Source organism: Candidatus Tisiphia endosymbiont of Oplodontha viridula (genome assembly GCF_964264865.1).
GTDB lineage: Bacteria > Pseudomonadota > Alphaproteobacteria > Rickettsiales > Rickettsiaceae > Tisiphia.
On the sequence record NZ_OZ183486.1, the window covers coordinates 525601 to 544232 of the forward strand.

21 protein-coding genes and 1 pseudogene are annotated in these 18632 nt (G+C 33.0%); 9 read left to right on the forward strand and 13 right to left on the reverse strand.

The window, feature by feature from the left end; translation table 11 throughout:
• Positions 1–19: 19 nt before the first annotated feature.
• The 4 genes from ACFEL1_RS02505 to ACFEL1_RS02520 all read right to left on the reverse strand — a co-directional run bounded on the left by ACFEL1_RS02505 (position 20) and on the right by ACFEL1_RS02520 (position 3588).
• Positions 20–991 (reverse strand): SPFH domain-containing protein, encoded by a 972-nt coding sequence (locus tag ACFEL1_RS02505; protein WP_341748025.1) that lies wholly within the window; start codon positions 989–991, stop codon positions 20–22.
• Between the two features lie 85 nt (positions 992–1076).
• Positions 1077–2090 (reverse strand): efflux RND transporter periplasmic adaptor subunit, encoded by a 1014-nt coding sequence (locus ACFEL1_RS02510; RefSeq protein WP_375331364.1) that lies wholly within the window; start codon positions 2088–2090, stop codon positions 1077–1079.
• On the reverse strand, positions 2066–2827 hold the full coding sequence (locus tag ACFEL1_RS02515) for a DUF2608 domain-containing protein (protein ID WP_341762459.1): 762 nt from the start codon (positions 2825–2827) through the stop codon (positions 2066–2068). The genes ACFEL1_RS02510 and ACFEL1_RS02515 overlap by 25 nt, the downstream gene beginning before the upstream one ends.
• Positions 2824–3588 (reverse strand): alpha/beta hydrolase, encoded by a 765-nt coding sequence (locus ACFEL1_RS02520; protein WP_342278402.1) that lies wholly within the window; start codon positions 3586–3588, stop codon positions 2824–2826. Before ACFEL1_RS02520 ends, ACFEL1_RS02515 begins: the two co-directional genes overlap by 4 nt.
• A 24-nt stretch (positions 3589–3612) precedes the next feature.
• Here ACFEL1_RS02520 and ACFEL1_RS02525 point away from each other — a divergent pair, with 24 nt between their 5' ends.
• The 3 genes from ACFEL1_RS02525 (at position 3613) to acpS (ending at position 5739) form a co-directional block, all read left to right on the forward strand.
• Positions 3613–4800, forward strand: coding sequence for a glycosyltransferase family 4 protein (locus ACFEL1_RS02525; RefSeq protein WP_375331365.1), 1188 nt, complete (start codon positions 3613–3615; stop codon positions 4798–4800).
• A 166-nt stretch (positions 4801–4966) separates the two neighbouring features.
• Entirely contained in the window at positions 4967–5359 is a 393-nt protein-coding gene (rpoZ, locus tag ACFEL1_RS02530; RefSeq protein WP_341762462.1) for a DNA-directed RNA polymerase subunit omega, read from the forward strand.
• Entirely contained in the window at positions 5356–5739 is a 384-nt protein-coding gene (acpS, locus tag ACFEL1_RS02535) for a holo-ACP synthase (RefSeq protein ID WP_341762463.1), read from the forward strand. Before rpoZ ends, acpS begins: the two co-directional genes overlap by 4 nt.
• Here the strand turns inward: acpS and sucD are convergent.
• The 6 genes from sucD to ctrA form a co-directional block, all read right to left on the reverse strand.
• Positions 5736–6614 (reverse strand): succinate--CoA ligase subunit alpha, encoded by an 879-nt coding sequence (sucD, locus tag ACFEL1_RS02540; protein ID WP_375331366.1) that lies wholly within the window; start codon positions 6612–6614, stop codon positions 5736–5738. The genes acpS and sucD overlap by 4 nt on opposite strands.
• A 28-nt stretch (positions 6615–6642) precedes the next feature.
• Complete coding sequence (gene sucC / locus ACFEL1_RS02545) at positions 6643–7803, reverse strand: ADP-forming succinate--CoA ligase subunit beta (protein ID WP_375331367.1); 1161 nt, start codon at positions 7801–7803, stop codon at positions 6643–6645.
• A 178-nt stretch (positions 7804–7981) separates the two neighbouring features.
• Positions 7982–8815 (reverse strand): DMT family transporter, encoded by an 834-nt coding sequence (locus ACFEL1_RS02550; protein WP_375331368.1) that lies wholly within the window; start codon positions 8813–8815, stop codon positions 7982–7984.
• Between the two features lie 109 nt (positions 8816–8924).
• The gene (locus ACFEL1_RS02555) at positions 8925–9599 is read right to left on the reverse strand and encodes a DUF5394 family protein (protein ID WP_375331369.1); all 675 of its coding nucleotides are present in this window, start codon (positions 9597–9599) and stop codon (positions 8925–8927) included.
• A gap of 24 nt (positions 9600–9623) precedes the next feature.
• Entirely contained in the window at positions 9624–9974 is a 351-nt protein-coding gene (locus ACFEL1_RS02560) for a hypothetical protein (RefSeq protein WP_342278395.1), read from the reverse strand.
• 89 nt (positions 9975–10063) lie between these two features.
• On the reverse strand, positions 10064–10822 hold the full coding sequence (gene ctrA / locus ACFEL1_RS02565) for a response regulator transcription factor CtrA (RefSeq protein WP_375331370.1): 759 nt from the start codon (positions 10820–10822) through the stop codon (positions 10064–10066).
• Positions 10823–11412: 590 nt separating this feature from the next.
• On the opposite strand from ctrA, the gene ACFEL1_RS08360 reads away from it, so the two are divergent.
• Together ACFEL1_RS08360 and ACFEL1_RS02580 are read left to right on the forward strand one after the other, a co-directional pair.
• Complete coding sequence (locus ACFEL1_RS08360; RefSeq protein ID WP_410521690.1) at positions 11413–12198, forward strand: IS110 family transposase; 786 nt, start codon at positions 11413–11415, stop codon at positions 12196–12198.
• Positions 12199–12273: 75 nt separating this feature from the next.
• Positions 12274–12495: pseudogene (locus ACFEL1_RS02580) on the forward strand (hypothetical protein); the annotation flags it as partial.
• A 148-nt stretch (positions 12496–12643) separates the two neighbouring features.
• Here the strand turns inward: ACFEL1_RS02580 and ACFEL1_RS02585 are convergent.
• Positions 12644–14413, reverse strand: coding sequence for an ABC transporter ATP-binding protein (locus ACFEL1_RS02585; RefSeq protein WP_375331371.1), 1770 nt, complete (start codon positions 14411–14413; stop codon positions 12644–12646).
• A gap of 125 nt (positions 14414–14538) precedes the next feature.
• On the opposite strand from ACFEL1_RS02585, the gene ACFEL1_RS02590 reads away from it, so the two are divergent.
• The 4 genes from ACFEL1_RS02590 to secB all read left to right on the forward strand — a co-directional run bounded on the left by ACFEL1_RS02590 (position 14539) and on the right by secB (position 16865).
• The gene (locus ACFEL1_RS02590) at positions 14539–14796 is read left to right on the forward strand and encodes a DUF2671 domain-containing protein (RefSeq protein ID WP_341761368.1); all 258 of its coding nucleotides are present in this window, start codon (positions 14539–14541) and stop codon (positions 14794–14796) included.
• 112 nt (positions 14797–14908) lie between these two features.
• On the forward strand, positions 14909–15415 hold the full coding sequence (locus tag ACFEL1_RS02595) for a copper chaperone PCu(A)C (RefSeq protein WP_375331372.1): 507 nt from the start codon (positions 14909–14911) through the stop codon (positions 15413–15415).
• A 402-nt stretch (positions 15416–15817) separates the two neighbouring features.
• A complete protein-coding gene (dcd, locus tag ACFEL1_RS02600; RefSeq protein WP_341761370.1) occupies positions 15818–16384 on the forward strand; it encodes a dCTP deaminase in 567 nt (188 codons plus the stop codon).
• 31 nt (positions 16385–16415) lie between these two features.
• Complete coding sequence (secB, locus tag ACFEL1_RS02605; protein ID WP_341747230.1) at positions 16416–16865, forward strand: protein-export chaperone SecB; 450 nt, start codon at positions 16416–16418, stop codon at positions 16863–16865.
• A gap of 282 nt (positions 16866–17147) precedes the next feature.
• On the opposite strand, the gene ACFEL1_RS02615 is transcribed toward secB, so the two are convergent.
• Complete coding sequence (locus ACFEL1_RS02615) at positions 17148–17333, reverse strand: hypothetical protein (protein ID WP_375331373.1); 186 nt, start codon at positions 17331–17333, stop codon at positions 17148–17150.
• Positions 17334–17458: 125 nt separating this feature from the next.
• Positions 17459–18244, reverse strand: coding sequence for an IS110 family transposase (locus ACFEL1_RS08365; protein ID WP_410521328.1), 786 nt, complete (start codon positions 18242–18244; stop codon positions 17459–17461).
• Positions 18245–18632 lie beyond the last annotated feature (388 nt).

Here is an 18632-nt window from a genome sequence, read left to right on the forward strand (position 1 = left end):
ATTCAAGTTAAATAAGTAATTACTCACTAGCACTCGTTTGTTTCTTCATAGAAGATTCCTTAGATAATTTTTTATTGCTCACTGATTTTAGCTGATCAAAAATGCTTAAAGCTTGAGTTATAAAACTTCCCGGTTCAGAAAGATTTGCCGGAAGAATTACTGTATTACTATCTTTGGCTAACTCACCGAAAGCATTTATATATTGTTCAGCAATTTTTAAAGATACTGCGTCATTACCCCCAGACTTTTGAATAGAAGCGGCAATAACTTCAATACTTTTAGCAGTAGCCATTGCTACTAATCCTATTGCCTCAGCTTCACCTTTAGCTCTATTTACTTGGTCAGTATAGGAAGCTTCAGAATTTAATACCACTTGAGCCTTCTCACCTTCTGCATGATTTATTTTTGCTTGTCTATTGCCTTCTGAATCCAAAATTTGAGCTCGTTTCTGACGTTCTGCTGCAACTTGTAATTCCATCGCTTTAAGTATTGTTTGTGGTGGCTGAATATCTTTAATTTCATAACGCATACATTGTATCCCCCAATTCATTGCAGCTTGGTTAATAGCAGATACAATAGCGATGTTTAACGTTTCTCGTTCTTCAAAAGTCCTATCTAATGGTAATTTACCTATTTCTGAACGCATGGTGGTCTGTGCAAGCTGTGTGATAGCATAATATGGACTATTAACACCATAAGATGCAGCGACTGGATCAACAATTTTTACATATAAAACACCATCTATTAATAACGTAACATTATCATTTGAAATGGCTGTTTGAGCAGTAACATCAATAGCTTCTTCCTTCAGGGTGTGTTTATAGGCTACTCTCTGAATCACTGGTATCAAAATATTCAATCCGGGCTGCAAAACCCTATCAAATTTTCCAAACTTTTCTACAACCCATGCTTGTTGTTGTGGTACAACCTTAACCATCTGTACAATAATAAGAATTGCCACGATACTACAAACTAATAATATATATTCCATTTTAATCCTCTGTTAATTTAATCTTAGTTCGGTGACATCGTTCGCAGTTGATGCTTAACAATATAACTTGTTACATGAATTCAGGTTAATCTAACAATTTGACGACGTTACCATCATAAATCTTAGTAATCCCTTCCAATACCACCATATCTCCTTCCCTAATTTCGCTTGAGATAATCTCTGTTAAACCATTTAAACTAGTGCCAAGTTTAACATAAAGTTGTTGTACCTTATTGTCATTGAGTTTATATACAAAATACTCACCTTTATTATTACTCTGTACCGATTGATTAGGCACAGCTAAATTCCTATGTTTGTTAAGAATTAGATCTATATTTACATAGCTTCCATGCACAATATTACTATTAGAATCAACGATAATTTTAGCACTTATAGTACCATTATCTGAAACATATTGTGAGATTTCAGCAATTTTTCCATTAATTAATCCACCCTTATTATCGGTTATCACTAAATTAGTGGATTCTGATACCTGATTATAAAGCCCCTCAGGTAACTCTATTAAAATATTATTAGTAGTAGAATTTTGAGCAATAATGCTAAAAAGATAATCTCCTTGTTTTATCTTATCCCCTATTTTGGGTTTTATTATACCAATATATCCATCAAATGGAGCTATAAGAACCATATCGTTGTAACTATTCATTGCTTTAGCAAAAGCAAGCCTAGCTTCTTCTAACTCGCTGCTAGATTTTTCTAGCACATCACTACTAATATATTTTTTGGCAAATAATTCCTTGTCACGGCTATAAGAAGCCATGGCTTTTCTTAAAGAGACTTCCGCTTGTGACTTAATTGACATAGCTAAATCTTGGTCAATAATAAGTAAAACATCACCTTGATGGATCTTACCTCCTTGGGAAGTAGATACTAAATCAAGTCTACTAGAAACATTTGCATAATAATCACGGCTCATACCACTCTTGCATTGTCCTATAACGCTGAAAACATTATATAAATCAGCCATTTGTACTTTAGTAGCTTTTACCCCAATAGTTTCTTGTTCTTCAGCTATAGCATAGCAAGAAGTAATGCATATACATAAAAAAATAATTATAGTTTTAAATCTGTTATCCAACGATGTTCCTTCTCTAAAATCTCAAAACGAATTTTTTCACTTTTTTCATCTAGTTCTGTTTCCGGGATCAAAGAAGCTCCATCAAATTCAAAACCATAAAAATTAATCTGTAATTTGCTACATATTTTTGCCACTGACTCAATATTTTCTAAAATATCGTCCACAAATATTATTGTTTTAGGATAGTAGTTTTTTTTATGTAAAATATTCTCTAATACTGCACCTTTATCAACATCGGCTGTCAGAATCACCCCTTCTTTCATCATTGGTACACCACCCCCAATATGTAATTCATCAATTAATATTTCCTCTTTTATCGGAGTAGATTTCATAAAATCTATATTTATCCCTTTAAGCTCTGTAAGACGCCAATTGGTAAAATCCTCAATAACACCAAATTTCCCTGTATATAATTTGGTCAGAGCAGCAGTTGGGATTTGCATCTTCCATAATCTACCTAGTATATCAGTTATATTATAGTCCACTAAGCGAATAGTACGATTTTTTAAAATAATACTGTAAAAAAGATGCCTTTCTTCTCTCGTAAGACGGTTTTTGCTTTCAGCACGCCACTGCCGTCTATAAGGATGAGTTAAGCGATATTCATCTTGATCCATGATAAGTACGTCATCTACATCAAAAAGCACCAAGCTATCTTGATCTAACTTATCTATTACTTCCGATATTTTCAAAAAATCGGAAACTTTAGTTGTTTTAGCAAATATATGTTTATTCATAGTTCTAATGATAAGTTTATTATTTCTTCCAAAGAATTAGCTATTATAGCTAAATCTGATTCTCGTACAAGAGTATGAACTCCGTCTTTTATTAACTTCATCACTACCATATCACTAGTAATCTTTTCTACAAGGTTATTTGAGATGGTATAAGGCACGTCCTCATCTAGCATCCCGTGAATTAAATGAATAGCCCCCTTAAGTTTAATACTATTTGCATTTAGTAACAAGTGATTTCTAGCTTCGAGTATTAATTGATAACTTATTGGATATTTATCGTTGCAATTACGCCCACCAACCTCAAGGTATTTTTGTTGTTGCATTTGTGTTTTTTGCATTTCAGTTAAGTTTTGCCAAATAGTTTCTGTAAAATCTAGGGCAGGAGCAATACAAACAAGACCACAAACTTTACTAGGAAATTTTATAGCAGCAAGAATGGCTAACCAACCACCCATGCTAGAGCCTATGATAATAGCTGGTTGCACTACAAGTTTATTTAAAACTAGTTCAACCCCTGTAAGCCAAGATCCAATCGTTTCATCTAGAAATCTACCTGATGATTCTCCATGACCAAAATTATCAAATGTGATAAAATTATAATCACGTTTTTTACAGTAATTCTCAAGAAATATAGCCTTCTTACCATTCATACCCGACATCAAGCCATGTAAAAAAATTACCAATGGCATATTTTTTTTGCTACTTTTATGATGATTGTAAGTGATAAATCTTTTCTTTTCTGTATTATATATTTTATGCATTTAAATTAATTATGTAAAAGATTAATGATTTCATCAGATTCACCCAAACGATATCATAAACCCACCATTTTGCAAGTAGTTCCAGCTTTATTCTCTGGTGGAGTAGAGCGAGGAACAATTGAAGTGGCTAAAATGTTAAAAAAAGTTGATTATAATGTTATTGTAGTTTCATTTGGTGGTTCATTGGTTGAAGAATTAGTAGCGGCAGGAGTGCCACATATTTTTATGAATAGTGCTACTAAAAATCCTTTAACAATATGGAAAAACGCAAGAATTCTGTCAGAAATAATTAAGGAATATAACGTAGATATAGTGCATGCAAGATCTAGAGCTCCAGCTTGGAGTTGTTATATGGCCGCAAAGGCTACAGGCGCTAAATTCTTAACAACATTCCACGGAGTCTACAACATATTCCACGGAGTCTACAACATCTCGAATCCTTTCAAACATTTTTATAATAGCGTCATGGTCAAAGGCGAAAAGATCATAGCTGTGTCTAATTTTGTAAAACATCATATATTAATTAATTATCAAATCCTAGAAGATCAAATTGTTGTAATATATCGAGGGGTAGATTATAATTATTTTGATCCAAAGAATGTTACAGAAGAAAAGTTACTAAAACATAAAAAGAAATATGGTATATCTAACAATACTCCTATAATATTGTTACCATCAAGAATGACCAGTTGGAAGGGGCATCTTACCCTTGTTGAAGCACTTGGCAAATTAAAACATCTAGATTTCTACTGTCTAATGGTTGGAGATTTATCCAAACATCCCAATTTTACCAATCGAGTAAAATCTCTTATAAACTTGTTGAAGCTACAAAGTAAAATTCAAATTTTTGGTAATGAATCTGATATGCTCAGCCTTTACGGTGTTTCAGATATAGTAATATCTACTTCAATTGAACCAGAAGCATTTGGTAGAACTATAACTGAAGGACAATCAATGGAAAAGCTAGTAATTGCTACAAATATAGGTGGAGCTATTGAAACAATATTAGATAAAAAAACTGGATTTCATGTCAAACCAAACGATGCTGTTGATTTAGCAGAAAAAATCGAACATTGCTTATCTATACTTAAAACCAATGAAGGTAAAAAAATACAACAAGCAGCAAGAAAAGCAGTAATCGATAATTTTTCCCTTGATTTAATGCTTAGTAAAACCTTAGATCTATATAAAAAAATGCTCAAAAAAACATAATATTTTCCCCAGTTCTTTGTAGTGTCCTTACATCTTCCCACCTGCATCTATGATTTTTAAACTACCCTAGAGAAGCAATGAAAATTCTATTCTTGAAATCTACTAATTATACTTTATACTGATCCGTTATTGTATATATATCTTATAAAATTAAAAAGAGAGTATTATGGCTAGGATAACGATTGAAGATTGTGTTGGAAAAATTCACGATAGATTTAAGCTTGTAGCTTTAGCTGCTCAAAGAGCAAATGATATAAATTCTGGTAGTAAAATGACTATTAATAACGTGAAAGGCGATAAGGCAACTGTACTGGCATTACGTGAAATAGCTGCTGGTCATATAACGATTCCAGCCCTAAAGGCACAATTATTAAAACGTCTTCGAACAAAAAGCAGAATCGATCCTATTGATGAAGAAAATACTGATGCTTCCCTTGATACTGCTGTAGAAGAGTTTGATTATTTACCAAGCGGCTCAGATCTTTGTGTTACTGAAGACTACTCTGACTTAGATGATCAAATATTTGATGATAATGTTAGTAATGATGAACAAAAATGATTATTGGTGTTGGTACAGATATAGTACAAATTCCAAGAATAGAACGTATCTTAAAGCTATATGACCAGCGTTTTGTAAACATAATTCTTTCTAAAACGGAAATACAAAAGCTAAATTCTCTAAGCAAAGACCAATATGGTTGCTTTTTGGCAAAAAGGTTTGCTGCGAAAGAGGCAGTTAGCAAAGCCCTTGGTATCGGAATGGGGCGTGGTTTACGATTTAAAGACATATCTGTACTAAATGATGCCTTAGGAAAGCCCTTTGTCCAAATTTGTCACCCTGAGAATCCAAACAAATTTGGACAAATCAAAATTCACTTGTCCATTTCAGACGATTACCCAATTTCTGTAGCTTTTGCAGTTATTACCTCTAAGGTTTAGAGCTTTTCTAATAGTTCAAACATAGTTTTACCAATATCAGCTGGTGATCTAGTGATAGTAACACCTGCACTTTGCAATGCCTCCAACTTATCTTCAGCTGAACCCTGTCCATTAGAAATAATTGCACCAGCATGCCCCATTCTTTTACCTTCAGGAGCAGTAACACCAGCAATGAAAGTAACTATTGGTTTTTTAATCTTTGAGCTTTTTATTAATTCAGCAGCCTTTTCCTCAGCATCCCCTCCTATTTCACCAATCATAATAATCGATTCTGTTTCATCATCTTGCAAAAACATTTCAATACAATCAACAAAATCGGTGCCATTAACTGGATCTCCACCAATACCAATACAGGTAGATTGACCAAGACCAACAGCTGTAGTCTGTGCTACTGCTTCATAAGTCAAAGTACCGGACCGGGAGATAATTCCCACCCTACCCCTCTTATGAATATAACCAGGCATTATGCCGATTTTACATTTATCAGGAGTAATAATGCCAGGACAATTTGGCCCAATTAATCTAGTTTTTGATCCTATTAATGCTCTTTTGACCTTTATCATATCAAGTATCGGTATTCCCTCTGTAATACACACTACCAAACTAATTCCTGCATCTATAGCTTCCAAAATTGAATCAGCAGCAAAAGGTGGTGGAACATAAATAACACTGGCAGTAGCCTTAGTTTTTGCAACTGCCTCATGTACTGTATTATATACAGGTAGATCTAGATGAGTATTTCCACCTTTTCCAGGAGTTACCCCTCCTACCATTTTAGTACCATAACTGATTGCCTGTTCAGAATGAAAAGTCCCTTGAGAGCCAGTAAAACCTTGGCAAATTACTTTTGTATTTTTATCAACTAATATTGACATATATGCATTTTCCGTATTTTTATATGAATTATTTTACTGCATCGACGATCTTAACAGCAGCATCACCTAAATCATTTGCAGCAATTATTTTTAAACCAGAATTTGCTAAAATATTTTTACCTAATTCAAAATTGGTCCCAGCTAAACGTACAACCAGTGGAACTGTAATGCCAATCTCTTTCACTGCAGCAATAATGCCTTCGGCTATTATATCACAACGCATTATACCACCAAAAATATTAACTAAAACCCCTTGTACATGTGAATCTGATAAAATTATTTTTAGTGCTTCCTTTACTTTCTCACGATCAGCCCCACCACCAACATCTAAAAAGTTTGCCGGTTCAGCACCATAAAGCTTGATAATATCCATTGTAGCCATAGCTAGCCCAGCCCCATTCACCATACAACCAATAGTACCATCCATCTTAACATAACTAAGACCAAGGCTAGCTGCTTTTATTTCAAGAGCATCTTCTTCATCATCATCCCGCATATTTAAAATATCAGGATGTTTAAATAATCCATTATCATCAAAGTTAATCTTGGCATCAAGTGCCAATAAACTACCATCAGCTTTTGTTATTAATGGATTAATTTCAATTTGGTTAGCATCAGTTGCTATAAAAGCTTGATAGGTTGATTCAACAATTTTCATCATTTGTTTTGCCTGCTCATTCTTAAAACCAAGCTTGTATGCCATTCTACGACAATGAAATGGCTGTATGCCTGTTGCAGGATCAACTGATACTTTAATAATTTTCTCTGGAGTATTATGAGCAACTTCTTCTATATCTACCCCACCTTCAGTAGAAGCTATAAAAGTTACCTTGCTATTACTACGATCAAAAACGGCACTAAAATAATATTCTTTTAAAATATCACACCCAGATTCAACATAGAGATAGCGAACCTTTTGCCCAATAGCTGACGTCTGATGAGTTACTAAGTTAATGCCAAACATTGCGTGTGCTGCTTTCTTTGCCTCTTCTTTAGTTCTTACAACTTTTACACCCCCAGCTTTTCCCCTACCACCTGCGTGGATTTGGGCTTTAACCACATATATTTCTGCTTCTAAACCATCAATTAGCCTATCGATATCTTCTTTTTGCAATATTACAACTCCTGTAGAAGTAGGTATACCATATTGCCTCAAAATCATCTTTGCTTGGTATTCATGAATATTCATTTTTATAATTCTTTAAATAATTTAATCCTAGGCTCTTATACTACAAATGTTGCCAATTTGTAAAGCTTCATTTACTACTTATTAGACGTTAATAGTCTTGGGGATATCTAAAATTCACCAATGTTATCCCTGCAAAAGCATAAACTAATAGATACATTCATCTTACTCTACTTTTTGCTTACGATTTTTGTCTCCTAGATATATATACTCCACTTGAGATTATTATTGCTCCAATAATTGAAAAACTATCTGGTATTTCCCACCATATAACTACACTTAAAATTAAAGAAAATACAACGCTGCTATAAGCTAGTATACTCATTTCAGTAGCTAAACCAATTTCTAATCCCTTATTTAATAATATTTGGTGTAACAGCATCAACAGAGCGTTGATTAATAGCAATATCCAATCCTTTGAAGAAACTTGTGTTATATTAAAATCCACTAAAAATGGTAACATAATAAGAGAGGAAATCCCAAAATAATACACTAATACTCTATCTGAGGTCTCTGTTTTTAGTAAGTTGTGTAATGATATAATAGTTAATGCCATAAATATTCCGCTCAGTAATCCAAAAATGGCTCCTGAATTTATAATTTCTACTGATGGCTTCAGTATTAATAAACAGCCAATAAAGCCAATTATTGCTAAAAATAATAGATCATTTTTGATAGATTTATCAATAAAAATACCCGTTATTAGTAGTACCCAAATGGGAGACAGATTTGTAAGTGTACTAACATTGAAAAGAGACAAGTAATTTACTGCTGAAAACATGCAATACCAATATGCTGTCCCCAATAATCCCCTTGTAATTAATGCACAATATCGCTGTGATACTATTAATTGACCACGAGACCTAATAACTTTTGGTAAAAAAAAGATAACACAAAGAAAGAATTGTAAAAATACAACTAGAGAAATAGGTATACTACTATTAAGAGATTTTACTATACTAGCTTTAATTGCTCCAAGTCCAAATGAACTTAAGATATATAATGTTGCTTTCATAGTGGTTCTACTTCATCACTCCTATTGAATTGACAACTGGGGTTATACAAATAATCCTACTTCAATTGGAGCGTAAAACAATCCATAATAGGTAACATCAATAACTTAATCAATAAATTGTCCTGCCACTACCTTTAAAATTCTGATGAGCCTTATCTAATTTTTTGATAAATTCTAGAGAATAAGATTTAAGATCATTTTTCGATCCACCTTCATATTTTTTAGCTAGATCTATTCCCCCTCTAATCATATTATAAGCAAAATTTTCTTCCTTTGTTTCTCCAGCTATTCTTTTAGGGTTCATGAACTTATAAACTTGGTATAAAGCAAAATTTTTTACTAAACGTTTTGCTTCCAATCTAGATTGATTACTTATGCCTTGTAGCTTATCTTTTGATTTTATCAAACCTCGGTTAGCTTCTTTTACCAATTGTGAATGTTGTTGCATTAAGTAACTACTTACTTCAGCAACATTCTTACTAACAAGGTTCTCATCAATTTTAACACCTAATTTTCCTAATTTCTTGTGTGCAAGTTTACCTAAATATTTTTTTATTAATAGGATGATCTGTGTCTGTAATTTTGTTAGATCCATTGTTTGCTCGTTAAGACAAGCCAATATTTGTTCTATTTCCTGTTCGAAAGCATCGTTGTTACTTAACTCATTGAAAATTTCCATCGCCTCATCAGATCCAAGTTCATCATCAGTGATGCCTACTAATGCATCCTTAATTTGGTCTGCCAATTTTCTAGAGTCCTTTGGTTTTTTATCATTTGTTTCCATTTATTAGTCCCCTGTTTATGAAGTCTATTCTTGAGTAGTAAAATGTCCTCTATAAGTTCGGTGCAACGTGACTCCCCGATGTCTTTCAATTATACTTCGGCACAGTAAGACTGAGTCAATAGATTTTTGTTTTTTAGTAAATTTATGTTCTTTTTCAAGACATAACTCACTTATATTAATATTTTGCCAAACAAGTCCATCAAAAATTTTTGCTTTAATATAACCACTTGACTTTAAGTTATCATAATCTCCTTTGTTAAGACTCAATGCATCATCATTTAATAAAAGCTTAACATCCCCAACATTTGGGGCTGGTATAGGATCAACATATTTAATATAGACTTTACCAGTTAATTCTATCTTGCTAGGTATCATAATGCTCTATCTTATTAAATTAAGCTTCTGTTATACTGCCCGTAAATGGAGAGTTGATAGACGAATATCAAAATCATGATCCTTTTATATCACGACTCTTTGTTATCTTCCATCTCTGATTCTGATGGTTCAATAACTTCTCCCTGAAAATGATTCAATAGTGTTTCTTGTTCATCATATTCTTTCAACATATAACCACGTCCCCATACTGTATCAATGTAGTTTGTACCACCAGCAGCATCAGCTAATTTCTTACGTAATTTGCATACAAATACGTCTATAATTTTAATCTCCGGCTCATCAACACTACTATAAAGATGGTCTAAGAACATCTCCTTATTCAGTACTGTTCCCCTACGTAAGACTAATAATTCTAAAATAGCATATTCCTTATTCGTTAAATGAACCCTTGTTCCATCAACTTCTACAATTCTAGTATCAAGATGAATACTTACCTTGTCAAACCTAACCACTGACTCAGAATGTCCTTTAGAACGACGAACAATTGCATAAATACGGGCAATTAACTCTTCGCGGTTAAATGGTTTTGTGATATAATCATCTGCCCCACACGTAAGTCCTTTAATTTTTTGATCAACTGTAGTAATACCTGATAAAATCAGTATAGGTGTTTTTACTTTAGCAGAACGTAATCTCAGTAGGACTTCAAACCCACTAATATCTGGCAGCATCAGGTCTAAAATAATTAAATCATAATTATAAATTTTAGCTATTTCTATTCCTTCTGTACCAAACTCCACCACCTCACAAATAATTCCTTCTGAAGCTAACGTTAATTCAATAGAACTAGCTATATCACTATTATCTTCTACTAACAGTACCCTCATGATATTTCTCCCATTAACTTTTCTATAATTATTAATTTATTATTCTTTATTACACATCTATGTTCTCATTTTATCTCTATAAGAGCAAGTAATTTTATCAAAATAATATCCAAGTAACGCGAATTTGGGATAAGAATCTGTCAATTCTTATCCCAAATTCGGTGAAATTATCGAAACAATCAGATTTGAGACGGCTCTGCATCTGATTGTTTCGATAATTTTATGGTTAACTTACCTTACACATAACCCCCATGGCAATTTAAAAGTCATAGGAAAAACAGCCTAGCACCTATTAGCGAAGAGCTGCTTTGCGACGACGAAGCAATTGTAAGTTAAAAGTATGATATAATAGATATTGAAGTCAATGTAAATAATGATTTATACTGACTTATAAGGGGGTATTACAGCGATAGTCATTAATAATATAAATGACTATCGCTGTGCAGGCGTGAGCGACCGTGAAGCAATTGGTTTTAAGATCGTATAGATCCTGGTACTCTAGCCCAAATCCCCGAGACGTTTGAATAGTTGATTGGGATGCCTTTGCACGCCCGCTTACAATCGTAAACATTAAAAGCCTTCGAGGTATTATGCTATTATACAATAATTTTATCGGTCTTGATATAGGAAAATTCAATTTTGTTGTTGCTATTCATGGAAAAAAAGAAACTAAAGAATATAATAACAACTCTAATGGAATAGCTGATTTTATCAAGGATTACAAAAAAGAGATTAGTTCTGCATTGTGTGTTTTAGAAACTACTGGTGGATATGAAATGGAACTATTACTAACGCTTTGCAATCAGGGTTTTGCTGTACGTAGAGCCAATACTCGTAAAGTTAAAAACTTTATTAGGTCTTTTGGTAATGCAGCTAAAACTGACAGTCTTGACGCTAAAGCTCTAGCACTTTATGGTTTTGAACGATCAGAAAGATTAGAGCTATTTAAAGTACAATCTAAGCAAGCTTTAAACTTGTATGAATTAGTAGGACGTAGGAACGATCTTAAACAAATGTTGATTGCAGAAAAAAATAGGTTTCAGTCCCCGAGAGCTGATTTAATCAAGTCTAGTTGTGTTAAAATGATCGAAGTACTAGAAGAGCAAATTGCATCTATTACTAAAGAAATAGATGACTTAATAGCAAAAGATAAGCTCTTGCAAGCTAAGAAAGAGACTCTGCAAACTATTAGTGGTATAGGCACAGTAGTATCTAATGAGCTTATAGCTTTGTTACCTGAACTTGGTACATTAGACTTCTTTCGAAACTCTACTTCTGCTGGTGATTTGTACGTCGATGCGGTACTCGAATCCTCACGTACATTAGAGTACGCTGCGGTTCTGCGTTCCGCGTCTCCTTCAAATCCCTCAGCATAAGCGAGTTTCGAAAGAAGTCTATTGAACCACAAACAAATAGCATCATTAAATATCTAATGATAGCGGTAGATATAGCGGATTACAGGACATGGTCGAAATTTTGTTAGACCTATGTTGTTTGTAGCTGCTATGGCTGCTAGAAATTCTAACTCTGAACTGAAGGTATTTTATGAAAAATTGATCAATAGAGGAAAAAAGAAAATGGTGGCGATGGTAGCATTAATGCGTAAAATCATTGTGATTGCAAACGCTAAGTTACGTGATTTAACTAGCTCTGCACAAGCAATAAAAATTTAAACCAAATTTATTTAAATTTTTATTGCGAACATAGTTGATCTAATGAATGTGGATTGCTACTACACTCACGTGGTCTCGCTAATAGACGTCTTGTACTTTTCTACAATTTTTAAATGCTATACGTAAGGTGAAATAATCAGCAATTTCTTTAAATTATTAAGCCTTTTACTTGTGATTTCCATAGTTTTTTGTACAATTTACTGTTTTTTAGTAATTCCTCATGTTGTCCATCTTCAACTATGCTACCTTCATTAAAAACCAAAATTCTATCCATATTCAACAAAGTTGATAATCTATGAGCTATAACTAATACAGTTTTATTTTGCATTAAGTAATATAGAGAATCTTGTATCAACTCCTCAGTCTTACTATCTAGACTACTTGTTGCTTCATCAAGAATTAATATTGGAGCATTCTTTAATATTGCCCGTGCTATTATTATTCTCTGCCTCTGACCACCTGACAAGTTATTACCCCTTTCACCACATAAGCTTTGGTATCCTTCTGTTAGGCTCTCAATAAATTCATGTATATGAGCTAGTTTTGCTGCCTCTATTATCTCTTCTAAGCTAGCATCTTTTTTTCCATATCTAATATTATCCATGACTGTCCTATGAAATAGGATTGGTTCTTGCGGTATTATACTAATATTTTCTCGTAAAGAGTCTTGAGTTACATATCTAATATTTTGCCCATCAATTAGAATTTCTCCTTGGTCTATATCGTGCAACCGTGTAATAAGATTAATAAAAGTTGTTTTTCCTGAACCAGAAAACCCTACTAATCCGACCCTTTGTTGACTCAAAATTGTAACGGATTTATTCTCAAATAAATTATTATTATGATAATATTTAAAACTAACATTTTTAAATATTATCTCACCTTTTGTAACCTTTAGAAGATGGGCATTCTCAATATCTTCTATAATATGAGGTTTCATTAATGATACACTTTGATTAAAAGAACCAAACTCTTCGAACATATCTCCTACTTCCTGCGTTAGATCCCAAATTTCACTACTAACCGTTATAGATAAAGTAAGTATCAACACGCAATCTCCTATAGTTATTTGCATTTGACTACGAAGTTGAGCTAGATAATAAACCATTATAAAAATCATTATAGAACAAGCTATGCCTAGTACAATACGTAGCTTAAACATAAAGAGTTGCATAATTTGTTCATTAACTACAGCATCATCTATCCTTACTTCTAGATTCTGACGTTCAAATTTATGAGAAGTAAACATCCGTATTGCACCAATATTTGCAATTGCATCAACAATACTGCCAGCAACTATTGATTTGCTTCGTGCATAATTTACTGAATATTTGTTTATTGTACTTGAACAGATAACGCTAGTCCCTACAAAAACACAAATATGTATAAGGAATATAGTAGCAAATATTTGATGTACCCAGTACATTGTTCCAAGAGCAAAAACAATTATAGCTAGTTTGTATAGAATTTTCTCTCCAAATGAAGACAAAACCATTTCAAAAGATCTAGCCCCTTCAGTAATACGATTGGTAATATGACCAGTAAGGTTTTCTTGAAAAAATCTATGATTATGATACTGAGTGTAATTATACATTTCGTCTAATATCTGAGCTTTGATATATGGCATGGTTTTTAGATAAATATAATCATAAATTCGCCACATAGTATTTACACATACCCACCAAAATGCATATATTATTGCCCAAAACAACATGGAGGAAGGTAGGTCTTTAACTGTTTCATTAGAAAAAGACTCAATCAAATTTATAATTCTTTGTAGCAACACACTATCAATAGCTGGTATCATTCCCCGTATTATGCATAACAACCCTAAAATAGTTAGTTTAATTCTTCTTTTCTTTAAAAAATAGAAAAATAACCTTATTGCAGACTTTGAAAAATCAAAACCTTCTAACACAGCACACACCTCATTACAAAAAAAACTAATTAGACTAAATAACCTAAACTAATCTAACAACAAACTCTTGCCACCTTATTACTAAACTGTTATAAAAACGTACAGAATATCTGAAGTTGTTTAGAATGAAAGAAAAAAACGTACCTATTTTGAATACCCCAACTAAGAACACTACAAGCTCATTAGATACTGATAATAATCCCTTTTTTAATGTTAGGTATATTTGTCAATCAGCGACTCTAATTACCGAATCTATACAAAAAGGCTTTGATGTTGCCCAGTTACCTAATGGAGATATTACAGTTACAGAAATTAAAACAGTAAATGTTCACTATCATTGGGATTCTTTTAAACAAAGATTTGTTAAAGTAAGCCAAAGTTAGCATTATACACTATAAATATATTATTTTTTTGCAAAATATACTTAGTGTATGTATAATATGTTATATAATTAAGTGAATCGATTGTGTAATTAATTTAATTTATGGTAATAATATGCTACTTAATAACATAGTAACCTTCATTGCTGTTACTTTATATTTTAGTCTATCAATATGTTTTGCAACTACCACACCAAGTAATAACAATCCAGCAGCATCATTAGAAGCATCAGCTCCTACTGCATTAACTGCACCTGTTACAATACTAAATGCTTGGGCAAGACCTTCTGCCACTGCTAGCAAAAATAATAATTCTGCAATATATTTTGAGATTTTTAATGACTCTGACCTCGATTACAATTTGGTAAATGTTTCTTCAGATATAGCTAACAAGGTTGAATTACATAAAAGTTTTGTTGATGAAAAAGGGGTTAGTAAAATGGTAAAACTCGATAAGCTAGTCATCCCAGCTAAAAGTAGTGCTATTTTACAACCGGGTGGTATGCATATTATGCTCTTGGATCTAAAAACTATACTAAAAGTTGGTGATAACTTTGATTTATTCTTATATTTCGATAATGGGCTTCAGAAAGTTGTTCAAGTAGAAGTAAAAACAAAGTAGTTAGTCGTTCTTATAATGTAATGGATATTTGCCTTATATGCCAGCTATCGTTAACTCTAGTATCGGTAATAGTCTAGATGTCATCCTACGCTGGTAAAGCCTTCCTTCCTTGTTTGTTGTTCCCATTCTTTAGATCATCCGAGTATACTCTTCTGCTCCTACGAATTGTTTTTTTGAAAATGTCATGGATTCGCATGCTCACCATTCATTTTCAAATTCAATTCTTCAAATCATTTGAGTATATACGCGAATCTCCTACAGTTTTGCGAAACTAATTATTTAAAGCAGAAGAATATATAAATATTTTAATGAGGCTGCCCTGCTAATTAAAGTTTTAGTACTTTTAATTTTTAACTATATCATTTATATTCGGTAATTTAAACATAGTATGTGTAATTATATATGACCATTATGTCTGATAATTGGATAAGAAAAATGTGTATAGAACACGATATGATTGCACCTTTTACTGATACGCAGGTTAGATTGAATAATTCAGAGAGAATTATTTCTTATGGTTTGTCTTCATACGGTTATGATGCAAGAGTCTCGAAGGAATTTAAAATATTTACTAATATTAATTCGGCAATAGTTGATCCAAAAAATTTTGATGAATATAGTTTAGTAGACAGAGAGGTTGATGTTTGTGTTATTCCACCAAACAGTTTTGCCTTAGCAAGAACAATTGAGTATTTTAAAATTCCAAGAGATGTGCTAGTTATTTGTGTTGGCAAATCAACCTATGCAAGATGTGGTATAATTGTTAACGTAACGCCGTTAGAACCGGAATGGGAAGGGCATGTAACATTAGAGTTTTCCAATACTACCCCACTGCCAGCAAGAATTTATGCTAATGAAGGAGCATGTCAATTTTTGTTTTTAAAAGGTGATCAAACTTGTAATATATCTTATGCCGATCGTTATGGGAAATATATGAAACAAAAAGGTGTTACCCTTCCAATAACTTAAAATTTAAAATGTAAAAAAGGACTATATTATTATGAAAGATACTAACCAAAAAGAAATGCCTCATATCGCTGTTAATGCACAATACATAAAGGATTTGTCTTTTGAAAATCCAGACGCTCCGAGATCTTTAGTATCTTTGGAACGTAATCCACAAATTGACTTATTCCTAGACCTCAATATTTCTAATTTACCTGAAGAGAATTTTTATGAGGTAGAATTAAGTATAGAAGCTAAAGCAATGAGTGAAAAGCATAGACTATTTATAGTGGACTTAAAATATGCAGGGGTTTTTAATTTAATTAATATAGAGGAAGATCAACACCAAATAATACTAGCAATTCATTGTCCAGCAATGATTTTCCCATTTGCTAGAAAAATTATTGCTGATGTCACTCAGGATGGTGGTTTCCAACCATTGATGATTGACCCGATTGATTTTGGTGCTTTATATCATAAAAAAATGCAAGAAAATGATAATTAACCATTCACCTTACGTATAGCATTTAAAAATTAGACTTCTTTCGAAACTCGCTTATGCTGAGGGATTTGAAGGAGACGCGGAACGCAGAACCGCAGCGTACTCTAATGTACGTGAGGATTCGAGTACCGCATCGACGTACAAATCACCAGCAGAAGTAGAGTTTCGAAAGAAGTCTATTGTAGAAAAGTACAAGACGTCTATTAGCGAGACCACGTGAGTGTAGTGGCAATCCACATTCATTAGATCAACTATGTTCGCAATAAAAATTTAAATAAATTTGGTTTAAATTTTTATTGCTTGTGCAGAGCTAGTTAAATCACGTAACTTAGCATTTGCAATCACAATGATTTTACGCATTAATGCTACCATCGCCACCATTTTCTTTTTTCCTCTATTGATCAATTTTTCATAAAATACCTTCAGTTCAGAGTTAGAATTTCTAGCAGCCATAGCAGCTACAAACAACATAGGTCTAACAAAATTTCGACTATGTCCTGTAATCTGCTATATCTACCGCTATCATTAGATATTGGTGCAACACCTACTAATGATGCTATTTGTTTGTGGTTCAATAGACTTCTTTCGAAACTCGCTTATGCTGAGGGATTTGAAGGAGACGCGGAACGCAGAACCGCAGCGTACTCTAATGTACGTGAGGATTCGAGTACCGCATCGACGTACAAATCACCAGCAGAAGTAGAGTTTCGAAAGAAGTCTAATGTACCAAGTTCAGGTAACAAAGCTATAAGCTCATTAGATACTACTGTGCCTATACCACTAATAGTTTGCAGAGTCTCTTTCTTAGCCTGCAAGAGTTTATCTTTTGCTATTAAGTCATCTATTTCTTTAGTAATAGATGCAATTTGTTCTTCTAGTACTTCGATCATTTTAACGCAACTAGACTTGATTAAATCAGCTCTCGGGGACTGAAACCTATTTTTTTCTGCAATCAACATTTGTTTAAGATCGTTCCTACGTCCTACTAATTCATACAAGTTTAAAGCTTGCTTAGATTGTACTTTAAATAGCTCTAATCTTTCTGATCGTTCAAAACCATAAAGTGCCAAAGCTTTAGCGTCAAGACTGTCAGTTTTAGCTGCATTACCAAAAGACCTAATAAAGTTTTTAACTTTACGAGTATTGGCTCTATGTACAGCAAAACCCTGATTGCAAAGCGTTAGTAATAGTTCCATTTCATATCCACCAGTAGTTTCTAAAACACACAATGCAGAACTAATCTCTTTTTTGTAATCCTTGATAAAATCAGCTATTCCATTAGAGTTGTTATTATATTCTTTAGTTTCTTTTTTTCCATGAATAGCAACAACAAAATTGAATTTTCCTATATCAAGACCGATAAAATTATTATATAATAGCATAATACCTCGAAGACTTTTAATGTTTACGATTGTAAGCGGGCGTGCAAAGGCATCCCAATCAACTATTCAAACGTCTCGGGGATTTGGGCTAGAGTACCAGGATCTATACGATCTTAAAACCAATTGCTTCACGGTCGCTCACGCCTGCACAGCGATAGTCATTTAGTATTATTAATGACTATCGCTGTAATACCCCCTTATAAGTCAGTATAAATCATTATTTACATTGACTTCAATATCTATTATATCATACTTTTAACTTACAATTGCTTCGTGACCTTACGGTCTTCTCGCTAATAGACGTGTAGAGAAGGTGTATTTACTAATATTAAAGCCCATTCAGGATAAGAATTAACTAATTCTTATCCCAAATTGGGGTACGACGCAA